Consider the following 26,508-nt stretch of genomic DNA (forward strand, 5'->3'; position numbering starts at 1 on the left):
CCATGGGCAAGCCCGACACCCGCCAGGTGGACCGCGAAATCCAGAAGACGACGCGCAAGCTGGAGGCGGTCCGCCGGGGCGAGATGTGGCCGCTGACCAGCTCCGAGCGTCGCGCCGTGCTGGGCGCGGTCGCCAGCGGCTCGTACCGGGTCCTGCGCGGCAAGAGCACCACCCGTGCGGAGAACCGCGTGGAGTCCATCTCGAACGCCGCTGAGACCCGGCTCACCGCGGAACTGACCGCCCTGCACATGGAGCGGCAGCGGATCGTGAACGAGGCCGCCGCGGCCAAGGCCGCCAAGAAGTCCTCCCGCTGGTGGTGAGCATGGACCGCCGCTGCCCCGCCGCTCACCCGGACGACCCGACCCCCTGTGGCGGCCCTGTGGCCGTGGCCGTGCTCGACGCCTTCAACGCCGGGGCGGACGGCTGCGAGCACCATGCCGCCCGGCTACTGGCCTCCCTCGACGGGGGCCGCGTCTACGCCCTGCCCGATGCCCTGGCCGGCGCCGCCCTCCGCGTCTTCAGGGCTGCGGGCAGCATCCGCCCGTTCTGCTGGTCCGACGGCCCGCGTACCGAGCCGTCCCAGCTCAGCCACGCCGAGAACCGCGCCCGACACGGCCGCTGACCTCGCACAAGCCCCGCCCGCGCTGGTGCCGGGCGGGGCGGCCGGCCCTCCAACTTTCCCGCCCCGATACGGGGTAGTCAGGAGCTTTCCCTTCATGAGCGACAACGTCATTCACCTGCACAAAGACACCGCCCCCGCCGGGCCGACCGTTCTCACCGTGGTTCCGGACACGGCATCCACGTTGCCCGTGCCGTTGTGGGTGCGTTCCGGCCGCGCCGTGAAGACCGCGGTCAGGCACGAGCACACCCGAACCGCCGCCCGCGCGGTGGCCCGCCACACCCTCTACGTGGCCGGCGGGGCGCGGATCGTGGCCCGCCGCACCTGGGACGGCCGCACCGCCGCCCGCTACGAGCGCATGCTGCGCGCCGCCGAGGCCGCCGGGAACTACGAGGCGGCCGCGGAGTGGGAGGAGCGCGGGCAGCGCTTCCGCGACGCCCGGCACCGCCGCCGCATGGACCTGCTCCACTCCCCGGTCGAGGCGGCCAGGGGCCTCGTGGTCGGAACCGGCATGGGCATAGGGTCCCTGGTCGCCCTCGGAGTCGTGCTGGCCATCGCCAACAAGGACGTCACCGACGTCGTCACCCCGGTCATGGCCGTCATCAAGTTCATCGGCCTGATGATCACCATCGTTCAGGTGGTGTGGGGTCCGGCGATCACGATCGGTCCGTTCCTCGCGCTGCTGGCCCTGTGGGCCGTCGGCAGTAAGCAGCAGGCCGCGCCCGCATGGGCGCTGCCCGCGAACGTCCGTAGCGGCGAGGGCGAACCGATCACCCCCTCGATCGTGGTCAAGGCCCTGCGCGACCTGGGGGTGCCCGCACTGCGCAACGCCATCAAGGACATGGGCGACGCCGGCGCCTCCATGCTCGGTCCGATCCGGATCGCCGGATGCGGTGTGGAAGTCGACGTCACCCTGCCTTCCGGGGTGTCGACGAACGAGGTGCAGCAGCGCCGCCGCAAGCTCGCCGAGAACCTCTCCCGGCACGAGCACGAAGTGTTCATCACCATCCCCGCTGCCGCCCGCACAGTGCGGCTGTGGGTCGCCGACTCGGGTGCGCTGGACGAGCCGATCGGTCCGTCCCCGCTGGTCACGGACGAGACGCTGACCGCCGACTACGCCAAGGGCCGCGCCCCGTGGGGTCAGGACCTGCGCGGCGACGCAGCAGCCTTGAGCCTGTATCAGCGGCACCTGCTCATCACGGGTCTGTCCAACCAGGGCAAGACCGCCGCCCTGCGGGCGCTCGCGCTGTGGCTCGCGCTCGACCGGTCGGTGCAGTTCCTCATGGGCGACCTCAAGGGCGCGGGCGACTGGGCCATGTTCGACGGACTCGCCACAACCCTGATCCAGGGTCCGACGGACGATCACGTGATCCAGGTGACCGAGATGGTCGAAGGTGCCGTGGAGGAGATGAACCGCCGTCTGACGGCGCCGCCCGGCACCGTGTTCCCGCCGCTGATCGTGCTGGTCGACGAGGCGCAGGTCGCGTTCATGTGCCCGGTCAAGGACGAGGACAAGCGCCCCTACGGCGGCTCGAAGTCCAACTCCCGGTACTTCATGGCCGTCCGCAAGATCCACAACCAGGGCCGTGCCGTGAACGTGCTGATGTGGCAGGGCACCCAGGACCCCACTGACCAGAACCTCCCCAAGCTCGTGCGTGAAGGCGCCCACACCCGCGCCTCGCTTGCCCTGGGCACCGAGTCCCAGGCCCGCATGGCGCTCGGGGACAAGGCCGTCGACGGCGGCGCCGCTCCGAACCTGCTGCGCCCCGGCCTGGACAAGGGCACGGTCGTCGTCGCGTCCGACGGGATCGAGATCCCGGCCGGGCAGGCGTCCATCACCGTGCGCACGCACTACATCGACACCGACGACGCGACCGCGCTTGCCGACCGGGCAAAGGCCCTGCGCGACGGCGTCACCACCCTCCACGTGATCGAGCGGGGTGAGGAGCGCGACCCGCTCGCCGACATCGCCGCCGTCCTCGGGGACGCCTCCCGCGTGCTCACGCAGGACGTCCTCAAGCGGCTCGCGACGCTGAACGCGGACGCCTACGGCGGCTGGTCGTTCCTCGACCTCAAGCGCGTGCTGGAGGGCACCGGGGCCGAGCCGTACAAGTCCGACGGCCGCATGGTCGTCGGCCGTGACCGCATCGCCCGCGCCATCGCCAACAGGCCCGAGACGGATTCCGCTTCGGCCGCGGAGTAGAGGGAGCCGCACCGCGTGCGGGGCAGGGAGGCAGGGAGAACTCCCTGAAACCCTCCCTGACCCGCCTCCCTGCCCCTGACCAGCACGAATGATCCATCAGGGAGGCAGGGAAGCCCGCAGGTCAGCACCCCTGAAACCCCCTCCACAAGCCTCCCGACAGGGGGTGCCTCCGCCTCCCTGACACAGCACCGGAAGGGATTCCGCATGTACCCCGACACCCCGAGCCACACGCCCGCCGAACGGGCCGTGGAAGTCCACCAGCCCACCCCGATACAGCCCGTCGTCGTCACCCCGGCGCCACTCACTCCCGTGCACCCGCACGCGGTTTCGGCAGTCGCGAGCGTCGTCCTCCCGGACGGCCGCGTCGTCACCGGCTACGCCATCAACCCCGTGCAGCCCGAACCGGTCGCGGCCAAGCCGCCCGTCTCCCGCGCGGCTGCCAACGTCGCCCTCGGGGGCGTCGGGTTCCTCGCCGTCTGCGGCGGACTGCTGCTGCTCACCTCGTTCATCGCGGCCCTGACCGCGTTCGTCTCCCAGCTCATCATCCTCGCCGCCGTCATCTTCGGCGGCTGGATCGCCGTGCAGGTGTTCAGCGCCAGCGGCCACGGCGGCGGTACCACGGTCAACATCCGCAAGGCCGTCATCAAGCGGAACAAGTTCTACGGCTGACAGAGGGAGATCCACAACCGTGATCCGACTGCGCATTCAGGTCGCCCACTGGCCCCGGCGGTCCCTGGTCCTGACCGAGGCACCCCGTCCCGACTGCCGTGCCTGCGGGGGAGCGGGCGGCATCGCGCACCACTACGGCGACCACACCGGCGAGTACGGCGAGACCGAGTGGGAGTCCTGCGAGTGCTGGAACGAGTACCGCCGCTGGTTCTTGCTCCCCCTGCCGTGTCGGCCCCGGTGGCTGCGTCGCCGTGACAGCGGCCGTGACCCGTGGGGGCCCGGCGGCTACAGCAACGAACCGCCCTTCTAGCTACGCCAAGGGCGACCCCCTCGTCTCGCCAAAGTCGCGGGGCCGCCCTTGTCTCCAGTCCTCAACAGACCTGTTGGAGGTCCCCCAGCATGACCCAACCGACCCACATCCAGCGAGACCGGCACCGGCCGTTACTGCTGGACCTGTTCTCGTGCGCCGGCGGCGCCGCCATGGGCTACCTGCGCGCCGGGTTCCGCGTGCGGGGCTGCGACATCGCGGACCGGCCCAACTACCCCTTCGCCTACCACCGGGGCGACGCGTTGGAGTATCTCGCCCGCCTCATCGCCACCGGTGAGATCGAGCGGTACGCCCTCGTGCACGCCTCCCCGCCCTGCCAGGCCAAGTGCTCCCTGACCATCGGCACCAACCAGTCCAAAGGCTGGGGCGGCACGCACGAGGACCTCGTTGCGCCCACCCGGGAGTTGCTCGACAAGACGGACCTGCCGTACGTGATCGAGCAGCCCAACGGGCGCGCCGAGATCCGCAAAGACCTCACCCTGTGCGGCGAGATGTACGGGCTCGGAGTCATCCGCCACCGCAACTTCGAGTTGGGCGGCTGGACCGCCCCGCAACCGGGCCACCCGCGCCACCGGGGGCGGGTGCGCGGCTACCGGCACGGCGAGTTCCACGAGGGCCCCTACGTCGCCCCGTACGGCAACGGAGGCGGCAAGCCGACAGTCCCGGAGCTGCAAGCGGCCATGGGCATCACCTGGACCGACGTGCGCGAGGAACTGACCGAAGCCATCCCGCCCGCCTACAGCGAGTACATCGGCCGCGCCTTCCGCGTCTCCCGCGCGGCACTGGGGGTGGCGGCATGAACGGAATCCCGAGCGCCTCCCTGGAGTGCCGGCCGCTGCTCGCGTCCGCCCTCGCAGCGGCCGAACGCGGCTGGCCCGTCTTCCCCCTCGTGCCCGGCGGCAAGCGGCCCGCCCTGCACGGCGAGACCCGCTGCCCCCGAACCGGCGAGTGCACCAACGGGCACCGCAAGTGGGAGGACCGCGCCACCACCGACCCGGACCGCATCCGCCGCGCGTGGGCGGTCGCGGACTTCAACATCGGGCTGGCCACCGGACCGGCCGGGCTGCTCGTGGTCGACCTCGACAAGCCCAAAGACAAGAACAAGAGCGATTCGGACGCGCCTGACGGCGCGGCGACCTTCGGGGCGCTCTGCGAGCGCCACGGACAGCCGGTCCCCCGCACCCGCACGATCCGGACTGCGAGCGGCGGCACCCACCTGTACTTCACCGCCCCGGCCGCAGCACGGCTGCACAACACCGCCGGGACACTCGCCCCGCTCGTGGACACCCGCGCCCACGGCGGCTACGTCGTCGCGGCCGGGAGCGTGGTCGACGGCACCCGGTACGCAACCGACGGGTCGGCGCTCCTCCGCCCGCTGCCCGGATGGCTGATGGCCCTGCTCGTACCGCCCCACCCCGTGAACCGGCCGGCTTCCACGCCGACTCCGGTCACGGGCCGCAGCACCCGGTACGCCGAAGCCGCCCTGCGCCACGAGGGTGCTGCCGTTGCCAGGGCCCACGAGGGCGGGCGGAATACGGCGCTGCTGCGGGCTGCGCGGGCGCTGGGCAGGTTCGTCGCGTCCGGCGAACTCTCCCGCGCTGCGGTGGAGACGGCTCTTCAAGGGGCGGGGGAGGCGGCGGGACTGTCCGTTGCCGAGTGCCGCGCCACACTCCGCAGCGGGCTGGACTGGTCGATCGCCCACAACCCGCCACGCAGGGATGCGGCATGAGCGCCCCACGCCTCCTCTCTCTGAAGAGCGCTACCAGTGCGCCTCGCGGCCCGCTCGCCGCTCCACAGCCTGTGGACACGACAGCCGTAGGCGAGCCGAAAGGCGCCGCCCGTAAGGGCGTCCGAACTGCCCCCGTCTCTGACCCGCACACGGTCACGATCACCGGCATCACACCGGGCCTGCACGTCCGCTTCACGAGCCTGCCCGTCGCGGACTGGCTGTGCGGGTGCGGCCACCACGAACGTGCCGTGGGCCGCACCGCCGTCACCGAACTCACCACACGCGTACGCGTCGGAGTCTGCCCCCACGACATCGCCCCCGCGCAGGAAGGAAGGGCCGCCGCATGATCAACCCCATCGACGGGGCCGCGCTGCTCGACGAGGTGGAAGCCTTCCACCGACGCTTCAACGTCTTCCCCACCGAATCCGCCTACGTCGCCGTCGCCCTGTGGGACGCACACGCCCACCTCATCGACTGCTTCGAGACCACACCCCGGATCGCGTTCCTGTCCCCCGAACCGGGATCGGGCAAGTCGCGGGCCCTGGAGATCGTGGAACTCCTCACGCCGCGCCCGGTCGCCACGGTGTCCGCGTCCGCCAACGCCCTGTACCGGCTGGTCGACTCCGCAGAAGGTCTGCCCACCGTGCTGTTCGATGAGGTGGACACCATCTTCGGCCCCAAGGCCGGCGCCGATGAGGCCCTGCGCGGCTTCCTGAACGCCGGATACCGGCGCATCGGCGGCGCCTTGCGCTGCGTCGGAGACGGCTCCAACCAGAACGCGCAGGTCTTCAACTCGTACTGTGCGGTCGCCATGGCCGGACTCGGCTCGCTGCCCGACACCGTGCTGACCCGCTCGGTCATCGTCCGCATGCGCAAGCGCGCCCCGAACGAGAAGGTCGAGCCCTACCGCCAGCGCATCCACGAGAAGCAGGGACACACCCTGCGTGACTGCCTCGCCAAATGGGCCGACACCGTCCGCGACCAGGTCGCAGGCGCCTGGCCCGAGATGCCCGACGGAGTCACCGACCGGCCCGCCGACGTGTGGGAACCCCTGCTCGCCGTCGCGGACGCGGTCGGCGGCGAGTGGCCCAAGCGGGCCCGCACGGCCTGCCTGGAGCTGATCAGCGTAGCCCACGACAACGACGAAGCCTCGCTGGGAGTCCGGCTGCTGACCGACCTGCGCGACAAGGTGTTCTGCGGCATCGACCGCATGCCGACCGCAGCGATCATCGAATGCCTGCTGCGCATGGACGACGCCCCTTGGGGCGACCTGGACGACAAGCCGATCAACGCCCGCACCCTCGCCCGGCTGCTCGGCCAGTACGTCACCCCCGCCAACAAACCGATCAAGCCGCGCGGCATCCGCACGCCGTCCGGCTTCCCCAAGGGCTACTACGCGGAAGACCTCACGGACGCCTGGACGCGGTACTGCCCCCCGTCCCCCGAGGAATCCGCCACGTCCGCCACGTCCGCCACACCGCAGGTCAGCAGGGGTGAATCCGTGGCGGATACCGCCACCGCCATCCGCCACACGCCCACGGAAACCGCCACACAACCCAGCCTCGTCGGGTAGCCGACCCGACCCCCTTAGTGCCGCCACACCGCCCCGGTGTGGCGGCACCTATCCGCCACAAAACCGCCATCCGCCACGCGATCAAGGCCCTGACCTGTGATGTGGCGGCGTGGCGGGCGTGGCGGATCTCCCGGAAGAAGAGCCACAGCCCCGTTTGGAGGTCGCAGTGGGGTCTGCCCTGCCCACCACGCACAAAGCGCTCACGGTTCCCGAAGTCATGGAGGCCCTGAGCCTCAGCCGCTTCAAGGTCTACGACCTCATCCGCTCCAAGCGGCTCCAGAGCTTCACCATCGGCCGGTCCCGTCGGATCCCCGCTGATGCACTCCACACGTTCATTCAGACCCAGTTGAGGGAGGCCGCCTGATGGCCAAGCGTGCCAACGGCGAAGGAAGTATCACCAAGCGCAAGGACGGCACGTTCCACGGCCGCGTGTACGTGACGACGACGAGCGGCATCCGCAAGCGCGTCTCGGTCTATGGCAAGACTCGCGACGAGGTACGACAGAAGATCACCGAGCTCCAGGCGCAGGAGAACAAGGGCATTCCTGTGCCGGACACGAACATGAACCTGGAGGACTACCTCACGTACTGGCTCGCCAAGGTGGTCAAGGTCCACCGGCGCCCCAAGACGTACCAGGGCTATGAGAGCGTCGCCCGCGTCCACCTCGTTCCCGGACTTGGCCGGAAGAAGATCCGAACCCTCCGGGCCGCCGAAGTCCGCACCTGGCTCGCCCGCGTCGCCTCCGAGTGCCAGTGCTGCAAGCACTGCTGGGACAAGGAACGCCCCGAGCCGCAGTGCTGCGCGGCAGGGGAGTGCTGCCAGACGCTGCTGTCCCGCCGAATGGTGCAGTCCATCCACGCAGTACTCAGGAACGCCCTCCAGAACGCCGTCAGGGAGGAACTGATCGTGCGGAATGTCGCCCAGCTCGTACAGGTGCCCACGCCTTCGTACGACACGGGTAAGGGACTCAGCGTCGCGGATGCCCGTCTTCTCCTCCGGGAGTCAGCAGAAGACCGGTTGCACACCCTCTACGTGCTCGCTCTGGTTCTCGGGATGCGCCGGGGCGAGTTGCTGGGGCTCCGCTGGGACGCGGTGGACCTCGACCGCGAGACGCTGACAGTGGAGCGCGCGCTGCAGCGCGTCGGCGGGGAACTGCGGCTGGTCAAGCCCAAGACCCTGGCATCCGTCCGCACCGTCCCGCTCCCGCCGATCGTGGTGAAGGCGCTCACCGAACACCGCGAGCGGCAGGCACAGGAGCGAGCAGCGGCCGGCATGGAGTGGAAGGAACAGGGGTTGATCTTCACGTCCCGCATCGGCACCCCGCTGGAGCCGGACAACCTCCGGCGGAGCTGGTACCCGCTCCGGAAGCGGCTCGGTCTGGAGATCCGATTCCACGATCTCCGGCATTCCGCCGTCTCGCTCCTGCTCGACCTCGGGGTGCCGCCCCACATCGTCCGGCAGATCGTCGGACACAGCGACATTGGCGTGACCATGAAGGTCTACGCCCACGCGTCACTGGACGAGCAGCGGAAGGCGCTCCGGAAGCTGGGGGACACCCTCTCCTGAGAGCCGTAGGCGTACCGGTTGGCGTAGCCGACACGAAAACGCCCCCGCCGAAGATCTTCGGTGGGGGCGAATGCCCTGGTGGGCGATGGTGGCTGGGGCCGGGGTCGAACCGGCGACCTTCCGCTTTTCAGGCGGACGCTCGTACCAACTGAGCTACCCAGCCACGCGATCCCTGACGGGATCGCAGCGGTCCTGACGGGATTTGAACCCGCGGCCTCCACCTTGACAGGGTGGCGAGCACTCCAAACTGCTCCACAGGACCAAGCTGTTGTGTACGAACAGTGTCGCACACGGTGTTGCGTGCCCCCAACGGGATTCGAACCCGTGCTACCGCCTTGAAAGGGCGGCGTCCTGGGCCACTAGACGATGAGGGCTAAGGGCCCGCCTGGGCGCTTCTCAGCGCGTCGGGGACGTGAGAAGCATATGGGATGCAGGGAGCTATCGCCAAAACGGTTTACGGAGAGGTGGTGCGGGAGGTGGTTGAGCGTGCCCTGGCGCTGGTCAGGGGCCCGGGTGGGCCGGCCTCCCGAGCGGCGGACGGGCGGCGGCGCGGGCCCCCGGGATCTTGTGTCGCGGGAGTTCCGGGATCTTGTGCCGCGGGAGCCGGCGCGGCCCGGCTACGGCGACGGCCGGGGCGTCGAGGGCGTGCCCGGTGAGGCTGTCGAGGGCGAGCCGGGTGACGCTGTGGACGGCGTGCCCGGTGACGCTGTGGGCGGCGGCGATGTCGTCGGGGCCCCCGGCTGGTTCTCCTCCGGGAGGTGGCGGCTGACCTCGGCCGTCGTCAGGCCCAGGCCGCCCAGCCTGATCTCGTCCCAGGCCTGGAGGCGCTTGGTGTCGCGGTCCAGATAGAGGACCGACGCCTCCACCGGGTCGGGGTGCTTGCCCTCGACCGCCCGCAGCCCGCTCCCGCCCGTCGACCCTTCGACCCGCAGCCGCGTGCCGAGTTTCATGACCTCCATCTCCTCGTGGTGGACGTGGCCGGCGAGGGCGAGCGGCACCGTGCCGTCCGTCTGCCGCGCCGCCACCGGGTTGTGGGCGATCGCGACGTCCACCGGGGTACCGGCCGCCTGCTGGTCGCGCAGCGCCGAGGCGAGCTGGACGCCCGCCGTGCGCTCGGCCGGGTCGCCCTCCGCCTTGACCGAGCGGTCCGGCGTGTACTGCGGGTCGCCCGTCCCGGCGAACCGCAGGCCGCCGACGGAGACCGCTTTGCCCTCGTCCAGCACGTGGACGTTCTTCATGCCCTCCAGATAGTGCTGGGTGGTGAGCGAGTCGTGGTTGCCGCGCACCCAGACGTAGGGCGCGCCCAGGTCCTCGATGGGGTCCAGGAAGGCGTTCTCGGCGGATGTGCCGTGGTCCATGGTGTCGCCGGAGTCGACGATGACATCGATCTCGTACTGCTCGACGAGCGAGGAGATGATGTGCCAGCTCGCCGGATTGAGGTGGATGTCCGAGACGTGCAGCACGCGGATCGTGGACGGGTCCGGCTGGTACGTGGGGAGCGTGGACGTCACGTCGTACAGCTTGGTCACGTTGGTGACCAGGCGTGCCAACTCCTGCTGGTACACGTCGAATTCGGTGACGATGCTGCGTGCGTTGCCGACGGCGGACGGGGCGCTGGTGAGCAGGCCGGAGAACTTCGGCTCGAGGACGGAGTTCGGGTTCCAGGTGGCGAAGGCCGTGCCGGCCGATGCGGCGAGCAGCGTGAGGGCGAGGCCGCCGGCGGCCAGGGCACGGCGGGGGCGGCGGTAGACGGCGAGCCCCAGGGCGGTCGCGCCCGAGACGACGGCGACGCAGGAGCGTACGGCCAGCTCGCGGGTGCCGTCCTCCACGTCTCGGGTCACCTCGTCCTGCAGTCCGGACAGCCGTTCCGGATGGCGGACCAGTGCCTCGGCGCGCACCGGGTCGAGGCGGTCGACGTCCACGTCCAGGCGGATGGGCGCGACGTGGGAGCGGAGCTCCAGGTCGCCGAGCGGCGAGATGTTGATCTTCGTGCCGCCGGTGAGCGACGGCCGCAGCGCCATGCGGGTGTCCACCGGCCCGACCGGGGCGCGGACGCTGCCCACGATCAGCAGTCCCAGCCAGGCCCCGATCAGCACGACCGCGACGAGGCCGAGCGCACGGGCGAAGGGGTGCGGGGGAGGGGCGTGGACCAGTTCGCCGACGGAGTCGGGGCGGCGGGAGCGGCGGTGGCGCAGGAGCGTCGCGGGCATGTGGCGCCCGAGCACGACGGGCGCACGCCGTATGCACAGCGGCACGCTGCGCGGGACGCTGCGCTGCAAACGCTCCAGAACGCGGGCGATGACGCGGGCCATTGGTCCCGTATGCCCAAGTGCGCCGCCCGGTATGCCCTGGGTGCACCGGTGGATGCGCGGCATGCCCTCGTGCATCGGCCGATACGCGGGGTCGTGGCCGACAATGGCCGTGTGCTGGAGATGACGCGCGAGGAGTTCGAGGAACTGGTCGCCGAGGCGCTGGACCGGATCCCGCCGGAACTGACGCGGCTGATGGACAACGTGGCGGTGTTCGTCGAGGACGAACCGCCGGCCGACGATCCCGAGCTGCTCGGGCTCTACGAGGGGACTCCGCTGACCGATCGCGGCGAGTGGTACGCGGGCGTGCTGCCGGACCGCATCACGATCTACCGGGGGCCGACGCTGCGCATGTGCGAGTCGCGCGAGGACGTGGTGGTCGAGACCGAGGTCACCGTCGTGCACGAGATCGCGCACCACTTCGGGATCGATGACGCGCGGCTGCATGCGCTGGGGTACGGCTGAGGCGGGGCCTGGCGGCGCCGTCGGCCGGAGAGCGGGGGCGGTGCCGGGTCAGGGTTGCGCCCTCCGGCGGTGGAGTTGCGCCCTCCGGTGCGGCATCCGTGTCTTCCTGCGGGCTGCGGGAGTTGGACAGAGGAAAACCGTCCCCTGCACTGATGTCAGCTCCCCGCACTGATCTCAGCGTTCCGCGCCCCGGAGGTCCGCCCGTGCGCCAGTTTCAGCTATCCGTCCGTTGGGCTGCCGTGGCGGTGGCCGTCGCGGCGACCGCAGGCTGCATGAGCGTGAGCGACGACGGGGCGGAGCGAGCCCCTTCCCACTCCGCCGGGCCGCACGGGGCCGCGGCTCCGGACAGCGGAGGGGCGGGTTCGGGCGGCGCAGGCTCCGAGTACGGGTACGGGTACGGGGGCGATGGCGCCAAGGGCGCGCCTCGCCCCAAGGGGTCTGCGTCGTCGGACTCGGCCCGGCCCTCGGAGTCGGCCTCCGATGACGACGCAGCTAAGTCGAAGGCGAGCAAGAAGCCCCACTCATCGAAGGCGTCGCCGACGAAGTCGAAGTCCGGGACGGGGTCCGATCCCGAGCCGACGACGACGCCCACGCCCCCGGACCCGTCGCCGACGGAGCCGTCACCGACCCCGAGCACGGACCCCACGACCGCGGAACCGTCCTCGTCGGCCCATGAGCAGACGTCGGTGCAGAGCGCGGGGGCGCCGTCTTCGAGGGAGCCTTCGCCGGAGGCGGGGCAGCCCGTGTAGCCGGGGTAGCCGGGTAGCCGGTGGGGTCGTGAGGTGGGGCCTGAGCTGCGCATATGGGAGTCGGTTTGCGCTCGGGGGTGGTGGGTGCGTATGGTGGCAGATCGTTTGATCCCATTTGCCCGGCGCCATGAATGACGCGCCGCGTGTGGCGCGTACTCTCCCTTGCCGTGGCCGGACCGCATTGAGGCGGTCGATTGCGACTTCACGGAGTTTGGGCGCGTGCCGAGACTCCGGAAGGTTTCGCATTTCGCATGTCCGTTTCCAGTACTGACCGTTCCGTCCTGCCCGAGAACGAGATCGACGTCGAGATCGCGGAGGCCGCCGCAGCGGCCGAGGCCATCGCCGATGAGGCGCCCGAGGCCCCCGCCGACGCCGAGCCCGAGCTCACCTTCGCCGACCTCGGCCTGCCCGAGGGCGTCGTCCGCAAGCTCGCGCAGAACGGCGTCACCACGCCTTTCCCGATCCAGGCCGCGACCATCCCGGACGCCCTGGCCGGCAAGGACATCCTCGGCCGTGGCCGCACCGGCTCCGGCAAGACCCTCTCCTTCGGCCTGCCGCTGCTCGCCACCCTGGCCGGCGGCCACACCGAGAAGAAGCACCCCCGCGGTGTCATCCTCACCCCGACCCGTGAGCTCGCGATGCAGGTCGCGGACGCGCTGCAGCCGTACGGGGACGTGCTCGGCCTGAAGATGAAGGTCGTCTGCGGCGGTACGTCGATGGGCAACCAGATCTACGCCCTCGAGCGCGGCGTCGACATCCTCGTCGCCACGCCGGGCCGGCTGCGCGACATCATCAACCGCGGTGCCTGCTCGCTCGACAGCGTGCAGATCGCGGTCCTCGACGAGGCCGACCAGATGTCGGACCTGGGCTTCCTGCCCGAGGTCACCGAGCTCCTCGACCAGGTGCCGGCGGGCGGTCAGCGCATGCTCTTCTCCGCGACGATGGAGAACGAGATCGCGACCCTGGTCAAGCGCTACCTGAACAACCCGGTCAGCCACGAGGTCGACGCCGCCCAGGGCGCCGTCACGACCATGACCCACCACATCCTGATCGTGAAGCCCCGCGACAAGGCGCCCGTGACGGCGGCGATCGCCGCGCGCAAGGGCCGGACGATCATCTTCGTCCGCACCCAGCTGGGCGCCGACCGCGTCGCCGAGCAGCTGCGGGACGCGGGCGTCCGCGCCGACGCGCTGCACGGCGGCATGACGCAGGGCGCGCGCACCCGCACCCTGGCCGACTTCAAGGACGGGTACGTCAACGTGCTCGTCGCGACGGACGTCGCGGCCCGCGGCATCCACGTCGACGGCATCGACCTCGTCCTGAACGTGGACCCGGCCGGGGACCACAAGGACTACCTGCACCGGTCCGGCCGTACGGCTCGTGCCGGGCGCAGCGGAACCGTCGTGTCGCTTTCGCTGCCGCACCAGCGCCGCCAGATCTTCCGGCTCATGGAGGACGCGGGCGTCGACGCCTCGCGCCACATCATCAACGCGGGCGGCGCCTTCGACCCGGAGGTCGCCGAGATCACCGGCGCCCGTTCGATGACCGAGGTGCAGGCCGAGTCGGCGGGCAACGCGGCCCGTCAGGCCGAGCGCGAGGTCAAGGAGCTGTCCAAGGAACTGGAGCGCGCCGAGCGCCGGGCCGCCGAACTCCGCGAGGAGGCCGACAGGCTGACCGCGCGCGCGGCTCGGGAGCGGGGCGAGGACCCGGCTGCCGCGGTCGCTGAGACGGCTGCCGTCGTCGACGCGTCCCCGCAGGCGGTGGCGGAGGCCGCCGACGAAACGGCGTCGGTTTCGCTGCCGGAGCCGGCCGCCGGTGACGAGCGTCCGGCGCGCGACGAGCGTCCGGTGCGTGAGGACCGCCCGGCGCGTGAGGACCGTCCGTCGTACGAGCCGCGTCAGCGCCGGGACGAGCGGGGCAACTACGAGCGCCGTGACCGCCGCGACTTCGACCGGGACCGCGCTGGTTTCGGTGGCCGCGACCGGGACCGGGACCGTGGGTTCAACCGGGACCGCCGGGACGGTGACCGCGGCGGGCGTTCGTTCGAGCGCCGTGACGACCGCGGTGACCGGGGCGACCGTGGCGGCTTCCGCCGGGACGACCGTGGCGACCGTGGGTTCGACCGGGACCGCCGGGACGGTGACCGTGGCGGCCGTTCCTTCGAGCGCCGTGACAACGACCGTGGGTTCAACCGCGACCGTGGCGACCGTGGGTTCGACCGGGACCGCCGGGACGGTGACCGTGGCGGCCGTACCTTCGAGCGCCGCGACGACCGGGGCGACCGTGGCGGCTTCCGCCGTGACGACCGGGGCGACCGCGGTGGCCGTTCGTTCGAGCGCCGTGACGACCGCGGTGACCGGGGCGACCGTGGCGGCTTCCGCCGGGACGAGCGCGGCGGCTTCCGCTCCGGTGGCCACGACCGCCCGTTCAACCGCGACCGTCGCGACGACCGCCCCTCCGGCGGCTTCCGCTCCGGTGGCCACGACCGGCCCTTCAACCGCCGTGACGACCACCGCGGCAACGGTTCCGGCACCGGCTCCTTCGGCCGCCGCCAGGACAAGCCGCGCTGGAAGCGCAACGGCTGATCAGCGCTGAACAGACCCTGAAGGGCCCGGACGACTTCGCTCGTCCGGGCCCTTCGGCGTTCGCGGTCGATATGCGGTCGATATTGGCCATGACGTAATCGAAAAACCCCTCCTGCCCCACAACTCCCCCTTGCTAGGCTCCCGTTGCCCTGCTCAGGGCACGCGGATCTCGCGTACTTCTCGCGCACACGCCCTGCGTACTTCTTGCGCACAGCACTGACAGCCCGCAGGGCTGGGGGGATACATGGCTCAGCACAGACTCGTACGCCGTCGTGCGCTCAGACGCGGGGGCGCGGCACTGGCCGCCGTAGCGGCCGTCGTCGCGGGGCTCAGCTCGGCGGACCTCGCGGGTGCCGCCGACGCGCCCACGCCCATCCAGACCGACGGCGTCTGGGGGATCGATTTTGCAGGCGGCTCTCTGTTCACGGTCGAACGCGGTGTGTCCGGCGACCGGTTCGTCGTCGAACGCGATGTGTCACCGGACGGACTGTCGGCGAGCGCCCGGACCGGCTGGGGCTACGCCGACACGTTCGCCGACGGGGACCACATCGAGCAGGTCCCGTGCGACGCCGGTTCCTGTGTGCCGCTGCGCGCCTCGGGCAACGGGAACGTCGGGTCCTTCTTCGTCGACGACGGCAAGGAGTACGCCCAGATCCACACCAGCCCGAACAGCATCCAGGCGTATGAGGAACCCGGTGTCACCGGCGGCCGGTTCATGGACGTCACCGGCCGCTGGTTCGCGTACAACGCCGACTCGACCGGCAAGCAGTACGTCGACGACGTGGACGAGTACCGCGGCACGGACGTGCGGACGACCCGTTCGGCCACTGCCGCCTCCATCTGGGCCGGCCGCCTCTACACGCCGGGCTCGACGACCGGCTCCGTCACCTCGTACGACCTGCAGCAGAAGAAGACCATCGAGACGCTGGCCACCGGGGCGCCCTGCACGGTCAAGGAGATCCAGGCGGTCGGCCGCTGGATCTACTGGAACTGCGGGACCACCGGCGCCGCGGGCGTCTACGACCGCTCGACGAAGACGCAGATCACCGTCCCGTCCGGCCCCGCCCTCGTCGGCGACGGCTACCTCGTCCGGCACGACAGGACCGCGGGCAAGCTGCTGCTCACCGACTTCCACACCGGGGCGGCCGCGGAGCCGCGCGAGATCGCCGACCTCCCGGCCGGGAACACCGCCGACCAGCGGCGGCTCACCTGGTCCGTGGACCGGTTCGGCGGCGACATCGCGTACGTCGGGCAGGACAACGCGATCCGCATCGTCCCCAGCGGCGTGCCCTCGGCGACGCTGGCGAAGATGGACTCCGACACCGACGACGAGTACCTGGACCTCAAGGACACGACGGGCGGGCAGGTCTGGGTGAGCGCCTGGCAGCTCAACAAGCCCGCGAACTGGACGTTCACGGTCAAGGACGCGCTCGGGCACGTCGTACGGACCATCAAGGGCGGCCCGGACGCGGAGATCGATCTGAGCTGGGACGGCAAGACCGACGCGGGCACCTACACCTACAGCGGCATGCACTCCTGGACGCTGACCGCCACGGCGGCCGAGGGCGCGGGCACGTACACCACGAGCGGCAAGATCTCGGTGGGCGGCGGCCGGCAGGGCTTCCACGACCAGGGCGGGTACGCATACGGCGAGCTGGCCACGCTCAACTCCTCCGGCGGCCTGACCCTCCACTACACGAACGGCAAGGGCACGCTCGACTGGAAGCGGTCCGCCGCCGGCTGGCCCGCGGGCACGCTCGCCGTCCCCTTCGGCGACATGGGCAGCGACCGCTGCTCCGAGATGCTGGTGCGGATGCCGAACGGCGAGCTGCGCCGGTACTCGGGCCACTGCGGCAGCTCCTACTCGCCGGGCAGCAGCCACACCTCGCTCGGCACCGGCTGGAACGCGTACAACGTGCTGGTCGCCCCCGGCGACCTGACCGGCGACGGACGCACCGACCTGCTGGCGCGGAAGGCGTCGACCGGCGACATCTACGTCTTCGCCAATGACGGGCACGGCAAGCTGGCGGCCGGGAAGAAGATCCGCGACCACTGGACCACGTACACGAAGATCGTCGGCGCGGGCGACCTCAACGGCGACGGGTTCGGGGACGTCCTCGTGCGGCACAAGGACGGGACCTTCTACCGCTACGACGGTCTGGGCAACGGCCTGTTGAAGGACCGCGTGAAGATGTACACGAACTGGGGCGCGTCGTACAACGCGATCGTCGGGGTCGGCGACATCACCGGCGACGGCAAGAACGACCTGATCCTGCGGGACACCGGCGGCGGTCTCTACCGGTACGACGGCAAGGGCGACGGCTGGTTCAAGCCGCGGGTGAAGATCGCGAGCGGCTGGCAGGGCTACAAGGGCCTCTTCTAGCCGCGAGGCCCTTCTTCGGCGCTGAAGCCGCCCGGTCCGGTTACGGTCGAGTTTCGGCCGATCTGTGGCGCATGTCATGCCCCCAGCGAGGGAATCGCTGGGGGCATGACAGATGACGCGGTCGGTGGCGCCGCCGCCGAAACCACCGGAAAGCCATCGCCGGACGCGTCCGGCACCGCGCACATGACCGACGAGGAGCGGCTGGCCCAGCTCGGCTATACGCAAGTCCTCGCGCGCAGCATGTCCGCGTTCTCGAACTACGCGGTCTCGTTCACGATCATCTCCGTCCTCTCCGGCTGCCTGACCCTCTACCTGTTCGGCATGAACACGGGCGGCCCCGCCGTGATCACGTGGGGCTGGGTCGGGGTCGGACTGATGACGCTGTTCGTCGGCCTGGCGATGGCCGAGATCTGCTCGGCGTATCCGACGTCGGCCGGGCTCTACTACTGGGCGTACCGGCTGGCGCCGTCGCGGAGCGCGGCCGCGTGGGCGTGGTTCACGGGCTGGTTCAACGTCCTCGGCCAGGTCGCGGTGACCGCCGGCATCGACTTCGGCGCGGCGTCGTTCCTGGGCGCCTATCTGAACCTGCAGTTCGGCTTCGAGGTGACGCCGGGCCGCACGATCCTGCTGTTCGTCGCCATCCTGCTGCTGCACGGCCTGCTGAACACGTTCGGCGTACGCATCGTCGGCCTGCTCAACAACGTCAGCGTGTGGTGGCACGTCATCGGCGTCGCCGTGATCGTCGGCGCGCTCGCCTTCGTACCGGACCGCCACCAGTCGGCGAGCTTCGTGTTCACCGAGTTCGTCAACAACACGGGCTGGGGCAGCGGGCTGTACGTGGTGCTGCTCGGTCTGCTGATGGCCCAGTACACCTTCACCGGGTACGACGCCTCCGCCCATATGACCGAGGAGACCCACGACGCCTCGACGGCGGGCCCGCGAGGAATCGTTCAGTCCATCTGGACGTCGTGGATCGCGGGCTTCGTCCTGCTCCTCGGCTTCACCTTCGCCATCCAGTCGTACGACAAGGCGCTCGCGTCCCCCACCGGCGTACCGCCCGCCCAGATCCTGCTCGACGCGCTCGGCGCGACGGCCGGCAAGCTGCTGCTCCTCGTCGTCATCGGCGCACAGCTGTTCTGCGGCATGGCGTCGATCACCGCCAACAGCCGCATGATCTACGCCTTTTCGCGCGACGGCGCCCTGCCGCTCTCGCACGTCTGGCACACGGTCAGCCCGCGGACCCGCACCCCGGTCGCGGCGGTCTGGCTCGCCGCGGGCGGCGCGCTGGTACTGGGCCTGCCGTATCTGATCAACGTCACGGCGTACGCGGCGGTGACCTCCATCGCGGTCATCGGCCTCTACATCGCGTACGTCGTCCCGACCCTGCTGCGCCTGTGGAAGGGCGACGCCTTCGAGCGCGGCCCGTGGCATCTCGGCGCCTGGTCACGGCCGGTCGGGGTCGTCGCGGTGGTGTGGGTCGCCGTCATCACGGTCCTGTTCATGCTGCCGCAGCTGTCCCCGGTGACCTGGGAGACCTTCAACTACGCCCCGATCGCCGTCCTGGTCGTCCTGGGCTTCGCGGCGGCCTGGTGGCTGGCCTCGGCCCGCCACTGGTTCCTCAACCCGGAACACGAGCGCACGCTGGCCCGTGAGGCGGCGCGGCAGGGGGCGTTGGAGCCGCTGGATCCATGAGGTCGTAGGCCTGCCGAAGCCGTTGGATCCGTCAGAGCAGGGGGCCGACGTGCCCGCGGTCACCGATACCCGATCGGAGACGCGGGCTCGTCCGGCTATGCTCGGGGATGCAGTACCGCGGGCCGTTAGCTCAATTGGCAGAGCAGTGGACTTTTAATCCATTGGTTGTGGGTTCGAGTCCCACACGGCCTACCGACGCAGGAGCGGGTTAACCCCCTCTGACCTGCTACGCAGCGCCCGGGTCGACTTCGGTCGGCTCGGGCGCCGCCGCGTTTCCGGGCGCTTGCGGTGACGTGGCGCAGGTCACACAGGGTGCTGGGTGGCAGGTCGGCAGTGGCGAGGATGCGGCGGAACGTCTCCGAGACGGCGCTTGGTGTCCTCGACGGACGGCAGCGGGGCCTTCAGGGAGTCATGGCCGGCGCGGCTGAAGGAGCGGGGACGGTGCCTGCGGCGTGCCGGGAAGCCGAATCGTGACGAGGAGACCGCCGGTGGGGCGGGGTGTGAGGTCGAGGGTTCCGTCGTGTGCTCGGACGATGCTGTGCACGATGGCCAGCCCGAGGCCGACGCCGGCGTGCTCGTCGGTGCGTATGCGTTCTGTTCCGCGTTGGAAGGGTTCGGTGAGGGTCGGTACGAGTTCCGATGGGAGCGGATGGCCCGTGTTCTCGACCCGCAGCACGCTCGCGTCGTGCTGCGATTCGGTGTGAACCGTTACGGTGCCGCCGGCGGGAAGGTTGTGGACGATGGCGTTCTGGACGAGGTTCGTCACCATCCGCAGTATGAGCGCCGCGGAGCAGACGGTCTGTGTTGTCTCGCCGGTGACGTCGAGCGTGATCTGGCGCTGTTCGGCGAGGGGAAGCAGCATTTCGGCGGCTTCTTCGGCGATGAGGGAGAGGTCGACGCTCTCGCGGGTGAAGCTCCCGCGGTCGGTGCGGCTGAGCAGCAGGAGGGCCTCGGTGAGGTCGATCGCCCGCGTATTGACAGCGTGCAGGCGTTCGATGAGCTCGCCCCGGTCCCGCGTGGGGTCCTTGCGGGCGACGTCGAGGAGCGTCCGCGAGATCGCCAGCGGGGTGCGCAGTTCGTGGGAGGCGTTCGCGGCGAACCGCTGCTGCTCGGCGACGTGGGACTCGAGTTGTTCGAGCATGGTGTCGAACACGTCGGCGAGTTCGCGGAACTCGTCTTCGGGGCCTTTCATGCGGATCCGATGGGACAGCGATCCGTTCGCGGCCATCCGTGCCGCGTCTCCGATCCGTGTGAGTGGTGCGAGTATCCGGCCGGCGAGGATCCATCCTCCCAGGAGGCCGAACACGAGCAGGAAGGCCAGTGCTGTGGCCGCGGCGGGGGCGAAGGTGTGCAGAAGGAGGTAGCGGTTGGGTGAGATCCCGAGAAGTCCCTTGGGGCGGTCGGGTACGTAGCGCAGCAGGAACACCCATACAACGGCCAGCAGGAGAGCGCCGGAGAGGAGGACGACTCCGGCGTAACTGATGGTGAGTTTCAGTCGGGCGCTGAGCCCTGGGCGTCTATGCACGAGTACTGCCAGGGTGGGCGGTGTCCATGCCGGTGTCGATTCGGTAGCCGACGCCGGGCACCGTGGCGATGATCCATGGTTCGCCGAGTCGTTTGCGCAGTGCGGAGACGGTGATGCGGACGGCGTTGGTGAGGGGGTCGGCGTTCTCGTCCCAGGCCCGCGCCAGTAGCTCCTCGGCGCTGACGACACCGCCTTCGGCGGCGACGAGGACCTCGAGCACGGCGAACTGCTTCCGGGTGAGCGCGACGTAGCGTCCGTCGCGGAAGACTTCCCGGCGGAAGGGGTCGAGCCGGAGGCCCGCGATCTCGCGGACCGGGGGCCGGGCGTACGCGCGTCTGCGGTCGAGCGCCCTCAGCCGCAGGACGAGCTCTCGAAGCTCGAACGGTTTGGTGAGGTAGTCGTCGGCGCCGAGCGCGAACCCGGAAGCCTTGTCGTCGATCCGGTCGGCAGCGGTGAGCATGAGGATCGGGATGCCGCTGCCTGAGGCGACGATGCGTCGGGCGATCTCGTCGCCGGAGGGGCCGGGGATGTCGCGGTCGAGGACCGCGAGGTCGTAGGAGTTGATGCTGAGCAGTCTCAGGGCGGAGTCGCCGTCGCCGGCGATATCGGCGGCGATCGCCTCCAGCCGGAGACCGTCACGGACGGCTTCGGCCAGGTAGGGCTCGTCCTCCACGATCAGTACGCGCATGCCTGGAGCCTAAGCAGCACGGCATGTCGCCGACGTGGGCAATAACCGGACACGACCCCGGCACGCTGACCGTGATTTCCTCTTACCGCGCGCGGCTCAGCGTGCCGGGACCAGGGCCGATTGAGATTGGTCCGACAGCGCCCCGGCCGCGCTTTTTCGCTCCTACTGCTCGTCCCACGCCTGGATCAGCGTCTGGTCGACGATCTTGCCGTCCCGTAGCGACATCATCGAGCCGGCCAGCACCTTGACGCCGTCGGGGTACTGGCAGGACTCGGTGAACGCGACGTGGTCGCCCTGCACCACGCACTGCTCCAGCTTGTGGGTCATCTCGCGGCTGTAGATGTCGTTCAGCATCGCGCTGATCTCGTTGCGGCCGTGTTTGACCGTGGGATGGCTGGGCTGGCTGTCACGGTCGACGACGCGGAGTTCCGCGTCGTCCGCGTAGAGCGACAGGAGTGTGTCCGCGTTGTGGCCTTCGATGGCCCGACGCAGGATTTCGGTGTCGAAGGCGGGGCTCGCCGAGGTGCCCATGATGACCTCCTTGTGACCTCTGTTCTCGAGGCTCCTCCGCCGGATGGGCCACGGCAACCGCTGTCGCGCGCCTCGGCCGGACCGGCCCAGGGCCGCCGGCCGAGGGCAGGGGGAGGTCGGCGGCCCCTCCCGCACAACCGCTGGACCACCGGGTGCGACCGGTGCCTCGTGCTGTGCGGGTCCGTCGCCAGTGGACCGCCGCCGCCTGTGCGCCGGGAGCGTGCGAGAGCCACCGGCGTGAGTGCGGGGTTCACACGGGGCGCGAAACCGGGCTGGTCGACTGGGGCGCGAATCGGGCTGGTCGAAGGGTTGCGAACCGGGCTGGTCAAGGCGGTCCCGCGGATGGCGTACACTTGTACTTACCGACGCGGGGTGGAGCAGCTCGGTAGCTCGCTGGGCTCATAACCCAGAGGTCGCAGGTTCAAATCCTGTCCCCGCTACTGAAGGCCGAGGGGCCGGAACCAGATGATGGTTCCGGCCCCTCGGTGCGTTGTGGCGCAGTGTCTTCCCGCGTTCTTCCCGCGTGTTCGGTCTTCCGCGGTGTTCGGGACTCGCGGTGCTCACCCGGGCGGCCCACCGCAGGTCGCGTCTCGTACCGCGGTGGGAATGCCTGAGGGGATACGGCGACGGGCGCGGGCGTGGACGCGGCGGGAGACGAGCGGTGCGGCAGCGAGGAGGACGCGACGCGGGGGCGGACGGCGGCGAGCCCGCGCGGGATGCCGCCCGGGATGCCGGCTGGGACGACGGAGAGGTCGCAGGGGGCGGGACGGAGGGCGTCGAGCGGCAGGGCTCCGCGGCCGTACGGGCCTTCGTGCGCTTCCTGCCCGCGCTGCTCCTCGTCGCCGGGACGCTCTACGACGTCCTCACGCCGACCGTCTTCACGGGAGCGCCGCTCTTCACCGCGGCCCCGCTCGTGGCAGCCGCCCTCTATCTGCTCCGAGGCACGGTCCTGACAGGCATCGCCTCGCTCGTCGCCGTGCTCGCCGTGCGCCTCACACCCGATGCCGCCGTCGACGTCGGCGCCGTCACCGAAGTGGTGACGGTCGCCGTCGTGGCCGTGATCGCCGTCGTCATCAACCGCGTCGTACGCCGCAGCGGCCAGCAGCTCGCCTCCGCTCGAGAGATCGCCGAGGCGGCCCAGCGCGCCGTGGTGCCCGAGCCCGCCGGACGGATCGGGGGCCTGGACGTCGCGGCCCGCTACGAGGCCGCGCAGGCCGGCGCGTTCATCGGCGGCGACCTGTACGCGGTGCAGGACACCCCGCACGGCGTACGGCTCGTCGTCGGCGACGTACGGGGAAAGGGCATGGGCGCCGTCGCCGCCGTCGCGGTCCTCATCGGAGCGTTCCGGGAGGCCGCCGAGCAGGAGGCGTCGCTGGAAGCGGTGGCGCAGCGCCTCGACCGCGCGCTCGCGCGGGAGGCGACGCGGCGGCGCGGTACCGAGCTGCTCGAAGGGTTCGCCACCGTGGTTCTCGCCGAGGTCCCGCACGGCCGGGACGTCGTACGGGTGATCAACCGCGGCCATCCCGAGCCGCTGCTGCTGGACGCGGAAGGCGCCCTGCGGGTGCTCTCCTTCGGTGAGCCCGCGCTGCCGCTCGGCATGAGCGATCTGGGGACATGGCCCGACCGCGCGTACGAGACCGGGTTCCTCAGCGGGGCGACGCTGCTCTGCTACACGGACGGGCTGTCGGAGGCGCGTGACGACCACGGCGAGTTCTACGATCCGGCGGACCGCCTCGCAGGGCGCGCGTTCGAGGGTCCGGGAGTCATGCTGGCCACCCTCGCCGCGGAGGTGCGGCGGCACAGCGGCGGCGGGATGGCGGACGACATGGCGCTGCTGGCGGTACGGCGGCCGTGAGGGGAAGACGCCCACGCCGCCTTGTCACCTTGCGTGATCGAACGACCTCCCTCCGCATAACAAATGACACACCGTCAGGGGTGGGTCCGTCGGTGCCAGGTCGTCGCCGCGCGGTCAACTCGTCCGATTCCGCCCGATCGTGCCCCGTAAAGTCCAGGCCAAGGGCGTTAACGATCAGCCGGAACGGCTTGGAATTCGGTACCCCCGTCTATTAACGTTCGATAACGCAGCGCGGTCGTCCCAGCCGTCACAAGAGGCGGCTCCGTGCGCACGCGCCGAATCCCGCAAGGGAACCGGGGAACCACCAACTTGGGGTGAATCGGGCACCTTTCACATGAAAGGCGTTCGTAGGAGACCTTCCTGCTCCGAACCCGTCAGCTAACCCGGTAGGCGAGAAGGAAGGAAAGGAGTGCGCCTCCGTGGCGTCCAACCCGCCTGCCCCGCAAACCTCGTTCGCGCCGTACGACCCTGACAACAGCGGATTCGACACCGGCACCGGATTCGACGGATTCGACCCTGGCACCGGTTTCAGCACCGGCACCGCCACCGGCTTCGGTACCGGCACCGGCTTCGGTACCGGCACCGGCTTCCGCCAGGACGAGGGGCCCTGGGAGGAATGGAACCCCACTGAGGAGTCCGTCCGGCCCGTCCGCGGCCGGCACCGCGTCATGAAGCAGCGCGGCGGAGGACTCGCACGCAGCTCCACGGTTCTCGGTGTGGGCGTCATCGCGGCCGTCGGCGCGGGCGGCATCGCCACCGCGCAGGGCGGCAAGCCGCCGGTGCAGATATCCATGCCCGACCTGTCGTCGGTCACCCACTCCCTCCCCGATGTCGGTGCCCTGCTTCCCGGTGGCTCGTCGGACTCCGACGACGCCAAGGTCGCGCCGCTCACCGGCGCCGGCGTCACCGCCGCCGACGCCGAGCAGGGCGCCACGGACGCCGGCGAGGCACTGCGCGCCCGCATCATGCAGCAGGCGGAGCAGCAGCAGGACCAGGCCGAGAGCGCGGCCGCGCAGGCCGCCGAGGAGGCCGCCGCCAAGCAGGCCGCCGAGGAAGCCGCCAAGGAGCAGAAGGAGGCGGAGGCCAAGGCCGCCGCCGAGAAGAAGGCGGCTGAGGAGGAGGCCAAGCGCAAGGCCGAGGCCGAGCGCCTCGCCAAGCTCGCCGCGAGCTTCACCCTCCCCACCTCCTCGTACACGCTCACCTCGCACTTCGGCGACGCCGGTTCCATGTGGTCCTCCGGCTACCACACCGGCCTGGACTTCGCGGCCCCCACGGGGACGCCGCTCAAGGCCATCCACAGCGGCACGGTCAAGGAGGCCGGCTGGTCGGGCTCGTACGGTTACCGCACGGTGATCGAGCTCGACGACGGCACGGAGCTCTGGTACTGCCACCAGTCCTCGATCAGCGTCAGCGTCGGCCAGAAGGTCACCACGGGCGATGTCATCGGGCGCGTGGGCGCCACCGGCAACGTCACCGGTCCGCATCTGCACCTCGAGGTCCATCCGGACGGTGGCGCCGCCATCGACCCGCTCGCCTGGCTGCTCAGCAAGGGCCTCAACCCCTGATGGTGCGTCAGGACAGGTAGGGGTTGTACACGGGGTACGGCGCCGCCTGCCCGTACGGGACCTGCCCGTACGGCGGCGGCACGGCGCCGGGCCTCACGTGTCCCAGCGGATGCCCGTACGGCACCTGCCCGTACGGGGCGACGTACGGCGCGACCACCACCCGTGTCGTCGCCGCGGCAGCGTAGGCCAGCGCGGGCCGTGCCACGTCCTTGCGCCGCCACAGCTCATGCAGCAGCTCCTGTTCCCGTACGACGAAATCGGCGCCCGGGCGCCCGCGGCGCCCGCGGTGGCGCAGGAACGCCAGTGACGTCGCGTACGCCTCGTACTCGGCGACCGCCCGCGCCGCGGGCTTGCCCAGGTGGCGGCCCGCGTACTCGCGGGCCAGACGGCGCGCCCGCATCGAGCCCAGGGCGAACGGCTCGGGCGGCGTCAGCCAGCCCGCGGCCGCGTACGCGGGCAGTTCGCGGCGGATGGTGCCCAGCTCGCGCTGCCTGGTCCAGATCACCAGCCAGGTGAGCAGCCCGAACGCGGGCACCATGAACGCGGCGTAGACGGCGAAGAACCCGTACGGGCCGAAGTTCGACGAGCCGTTCCAGGCGGCGTGCATGCCCATCGCGAGGAGCAGGCCCGCGATCGGCAGCAGGACCCGGCGCAGGCGCCGGCGCTCGGCGGACAGCGCCGCGATGCCGAAGCCGATGCCGCTGAGCACGGTGAACAGCGGATGCGCGAACGGCGACATCACGATGCGGACGAAGAAGGTCGCGGCCGTGACGGAGGAGAAGCCGCTGTCCCCGCTGAGCTGGTCGGTGCCGAAGGCCGTGCCGAGGTAGAGGATGTTCTCGGTGAACGCGAATCCGGCGCCGGTGACGCCGGCGATGACGACACCGTCGACGATTCCGGTGAAGTCCCGTCGCCGGAAGAGGAAGATCAGCAGGACAGCCGCCGCTTTCGCGGTCTCCTCGACGACGGGCGCTATGACGGTGGCGCCCAGCGTGTCGGCGCTGCTGGGGTCGGCGGTCGCGATGGCTATCCAGCGGGTCGCGAAGCTGTTCGCGACGATCGCTATCAGTGCGGCCGCGCATGCTCCCCAGGCGAACGAGAAGATCAGATTGCGCCAGGGTCCCGGTTCCACCCGGTCCAGCCAGCGGAAGGCCGCGATGAGCAAGGGCACCGGCAGCACCGCCAGACCGAGTCCCACCAGGAAGCCCTCGGTGCCGGTCTGTTCGCGGACGAGGGCCAGGATGACGAGCCCGGAGAGCGCGAGCAACGTGATGAGCGCTCCCGCGCGCACCGCCCGCCGCTGCCACCAGTGCGCATGCCGCAGCCCGGTCCCCGTACCGGTCCCGGTGTCCGGGGCTGGGGCGCCGGTGCCGGTGCCAGTACCGGGGCCGGGTGGCAGGGCGGGGTACGCGGGGAACGGCGGATGCGAGGGATGCGCGGGGCAGTTGGCCACGTCATCGACCCTAACCAGGGA

At 70.7% G+C, this 26,508-nt stretch carries 22 protein-coding genes, 5 tRNA genes and 1 riboswitch; of the genes, 19 read left to right on the forward strand and 8 right to left on the reverse strand.

Annotated elements, in window-relative coordinates; genetic code table 11:
• The first annotated feature begins 2 nt into the window (after nt 1–2).
• The 11 genes from ACWD4J_RS29655 to ACWD4J_RS29705 all read left to right on the forward strand — a co-directional run bounded on the left by ACWD4J_RS29655 (nt 3) and on the right by ACWD4J_RS29705 (nt 8,687).
• On the forward strand, nt 3–320 hold the full coding sequence (locus ACWD4J_RS29655) for a hypothetical protein (RefSeq protein WP_451398513.1): 318 nt from the start codon (nt 3–5) through the stop codon (nt 318–320).
• Nucleotides 314–622 (forward strand): hypothetical protein, encoded by a 309-nt coding sequence (locus ACWD4J_RS29660; RefSeq protein ID WP_451398514.1) that lies wholly within the window; start codon nt 314–316, stop codon nt 620–622. Before ACWD4J_RS29655 ends, ACWD4J_RS29660 begins: the two co-directional genes overlap by 7 nt.
• A 94-nt stretch (nt 623–716) precedes the next feature.
• On the forward strand, nt 717–2,822 hold the full coding sequence (locus ACWD4J_RS29665; RefSeq protein ID WP_451398515.1) for an ATP-binding protein: 2,106 nt from the start codon (nt 717–719) through the stop codon (nt 2,820–2,822).
• A gap of 204 nt (nt 2,823–3,026) precedes the next feature.
• Nucleotides 3,027–3,491, forward strand: coding sequence for a hypothetical protein (locus ACWD4J_RS29670; RefSeq protein WP_451398516.1), 465 nt, complete (start codon nt 3,027–3,029; stop codon nt 3,489–3,491).
• A gap of 19 nt (nt 3,492–3,510) precedes the next feature.
• Nucleotides 3,511–3,801 (forward strand): hypothetical protein, encoded by a 291-nt coding sequence (locus ACWD4J_RS29675; RefSeq protein WP_451398517.1) that lies wholly within the window; start codon nt 3,511–3,513, stop codon nt 3,799–3,801.
• An 89-nt stretch (nt 3,802–3,890) separates the two neighbouring features.
• Nucleotides 3,891–4,619: a DNA methylase gene (locus ACWD4J_RS29680; protein WP_451398518.1), complete on the forward strand. Its 729-nt coding sequence runs from the start codon at nt 3,891–3,893 to the stop codon at nt 4,617–4,619.
• On the forward strand, nt 4,616–5,548 hold the full coding sequence (locus ACWD4J_RS29685; protein ID WP_451398519.1) for a bifunctional DNA primase/polymerase: 933 nt from the start codon (nt 4,616–4,618) through the stop codon (nt 5,546–5,548). Before ACWD4J_RS29680 ends, ACWD4J_RS29685 begins: the two co-directional genes overlap by 4 nt.
• Entirely contained in the window at nt 5,545–5,895 is a 351-nt protein-coding gene (locus ACWD4J_RS29690; protein WP_451398520.1) for a hypothetical protein, read from the forward strand. Before ACWD4J_RS29685 ends, ACWD4J_RS29690 begins: the two co-directional genes overlap by 4 nt.
• Nucleotides 5,892–7,121 (forward strand): DUF3631 domain-containing protein, encoded by a 1,230-nt coding sequence (locus tag ACWD4J_RS29695; RefSeq protein WP_451398521.1) that lies wholly within the window; start codon nt 5,892–5,894, stop codon nt 7,119–7,121. The genes ACWD4J_RS29690 and ACWD4J_RS29695 overlap by 4 nt, the downstream gene beginning before the upstream one ends.
• 166 nt (nt 7,122–7,287) lie before the next feature.
• Entirely contained in the window at nt 7,288–7,485 is a 198-nt protein-coding gene (locus ACWD4J_RS29700; RefSeq protein ID WP_451398522.1) for a helix-turn-helix domain-containing protein, read from the forward strand.
• Entirely contained in the window at nt 7,485–8,687 is a 1,203-nt protein-coding gene (locus ACWD4J_RS29705; RefSeq protein WP_451398523.1) for a site-specific integrase, read from the forward strand. The genes ACWD4J_RS29700 and ACWD4J_RS29705 overlap by 1 nt, the downstream gene beginning before the upstream one ends.
• 86 nt (nt 8,688–8,773) lie before the next feature.
• On the opposite strand, the gene ACWD4J_RS29710 is transcribed toward ACWD4J_RS29705, so the two are convergent.
• The 4 genes from ACWD4J_RS29710 to ACWD4J_RS29725 all read right to left on the reverse strand — a co-directional run bounded on the left by ACWD4J_RS29710 (nt 8,774) and on the right by ACWD4J_RS29725 (nt 10,897).
• A tRNA-Phe gene (locus tag ACWD4J_RS29710) sits at nt 8,774–8,850 on the reverse strand.
• A gap of 24 nt (nt 8,851–8,874) precedes the next feature.
• Nucleotides 8,875–8,949: transfer RNA gene (locus ACWD4J_RS29715), tRNA-Asp, on the reverse strand.
• Between the two features lie 39 nt (nt 8,950–8,988).
• Nucleotides 8,989–9,061: transfer RNA gene (locus ACWD4J_RS29720), tRNA-Glu, on the reverse strand.
• Between the two features lie 243 nt (nt 9,062–9,304).
• Entirely contained in the window at nt 9,305–10,897 is a 1,593-nt protein-coding gene (locus ACWD4J_RS29725) for a metallophosphoesterase family protein (RefSeq protein WP_451398544.1), read from the reverse strand.
• A 213-nt stretch (nt 10,898–11,110) separates the two neighbouring features.
• Here ACWD4J_RS29725 and ACWD4J_RS29730 point away from each other — a divergent pair, with 213 nt between their 5' ends.
• The 5 genes from ACWD4J_RS29730 to ACWD4J_RS29750 all read left to right on the forward strand — a co-directional run bounded on the left by ACWD4J_RS29730 (nt 11,111) and on the right by ACWD4J_RS29750 (nt 19,062).
• The gene (locus ACWD4J_RS29730) at nt 11,111–11,461 is read left to right on the forward strand and encodes a metallopeptidase family protein (RefSeq protein WP_181660974.1); all 351 of its coding nucleotides are present in this window, start codon (nt 11,111–11,113) and stop codon (nt 11,459–11,461) included.
• Nucleotides 11,462–12,461: 1,000 nt separating this feature from the next.
• The gene (locus ACWD4J_RS29735) at nt 12,462–14,795 is read left to right on the forward strand and encodes a DEAD/DEAH box helicase (protein WP_451398524.1); all 2,334 of its coding nucleotides are present in this window, start codon (nt 12,462–12,464) and stop codon (nt 14,793–14,795) included.
• Nucleotides 14,796–15,039: 244 nt separating this feature from the next.
• A complete protein-coding gene (locus ACWD4J_RS29740) occupies nt 15,040–17,178 on the forward strand; it encodes an FG-GAP-like repeat-containing protein (protein WP_451398525.1) in 2,139 nt (712 codons plus the stop codon).
• Between the two features lie 183 nt (nt 17,179–17,361).
• Nucleotides 17,362–18,870, forward strand: a complete 1,509-nt coding sequence (locus ACWD4J_RS29745) for an amino acid permease (RefSeq protein ID WP_451398545.1) — start codon at nt 17,362–17,364, stop codon at nt 18,868–18,870.
• A gap of 119 nt (nt 18,871–18,989) precedes the next feature.
• A tRNA-Lys gene (locus ACWD4J_RS29750) sits at nt 18,990–19,062 on the forward strand.
• A gap of 217 nt (nt 19,063–19,279) precedes the next feature.
• Here the strand turns inward: ACWD4J_RS29750 and ACWD4J_RS29755 are convergent.
• From ACWD4J_RS29755 to ACWD4J_RS29765, 3 genes are all read right to left on the reverse strand, one after another.
• A complete protein-coding gene (locus ACWD4J_RS29755; protein ID WP_451398526.1) occupies nt 19,280–20,395 on the reverse strand; it encodes a sensor histidine kinase in 1,116 nt (371 codons plus the stop codon).
• A complete protein-coding gene (locus tag ACWD4J_RS29760) occupies nt 20,388–21,083 on the reverse strand; it encodes a response regulator transcription factor (protein WP_451398527.1) in 696 nt (231 codons plus the stop codon). Before ACWD4J_RS29760 ends, ACWD4J_RS29755 begins: the two co-directional genes overlap by 8 nt.
• A gap of 162 nt (nt 21,084–21,245) precedes the next feature.
• On the reverse strand, nt 21,246–21,614 hold the full coding sequence (locus ACWD4J_RS29765) for a nuclear transport factor 2 family protein (protein WP_451398528.1): 369 nt from the start codon (nt 21,612–21,614) through the stop codon (nt 21,246–21,248).
• A 366-nt stretch (nt 21,615–21,980) separates the two neighbouring features.
• Here ACWD4J_RS29765 and ACWD4J_RS29770 point away from each other — a divergent pair.
• The 3 genes from ACWD4J_RS29770 to ACWD4J_RS29780 all read left to right on the forward strand — a co-directional run bounded on the left by ACWD4J_RS29770 (nt 21,981) and on the right by ACWD4J_RS29780 (nt 25,034).
• Nucleotides 21,981–22,054 (forward strand) — tRNA-Met (locus ACWD4J_RS29770).
• 221 nt (nt 22,055–22,275) lie between these two features.
• A complete protein-coding gene (locus ACWD4J_RS29775; RefSeq protein ID WP_451398529.1) occupies nt 22,276–23,469 on the forward strand; it encodes a PP2C family protein-serine/threonine phosphatase in 1,194 nt (397 codons plus the stop codon).
• A gap of 263 nt (nt 23,470–23,732) precedes the next feature.
• Nucleotides 23,733–23,877, forward strand: a riboswitch (cyclic di-AMP (ydaO/yuaA leader).
• Between the two features lie 11 nt (nt 23,878–23,888).
• Nucleotides 23,889–25,034, forward strand: coding sequence for a M23 family metallopeptidase (locus ACWD4J_RS29780; RefSeq protein WP_451398530.1), 1,146 nt, complete (start codon nt 23,889–23,891; stop codon nt 25,032–25,034).
• A 7-nt stretch (nt 25,035–25,041) separates the two neighbouring features.
• On the opposite strand, the gene ACWD4J_RS29785 is transcribed toward ACWD4J_RS29780, so the two are convergent.
• Entirely contained in the window at nt 25,042–26,487 is a 1,446-nt protein-coding gene (locus ACWD4J_RS29785; protein WP_451398531.1) for a PrsW family intramembrane metalloprotease, read from the reverse strand.
• Nucleotides 26,488–26,508 lie beyond the last annotated feature (21 nt).

The sequence above is a fragment of the Streptomyces sp. NPDC002577 genome, from assembly GCF_053594815.1.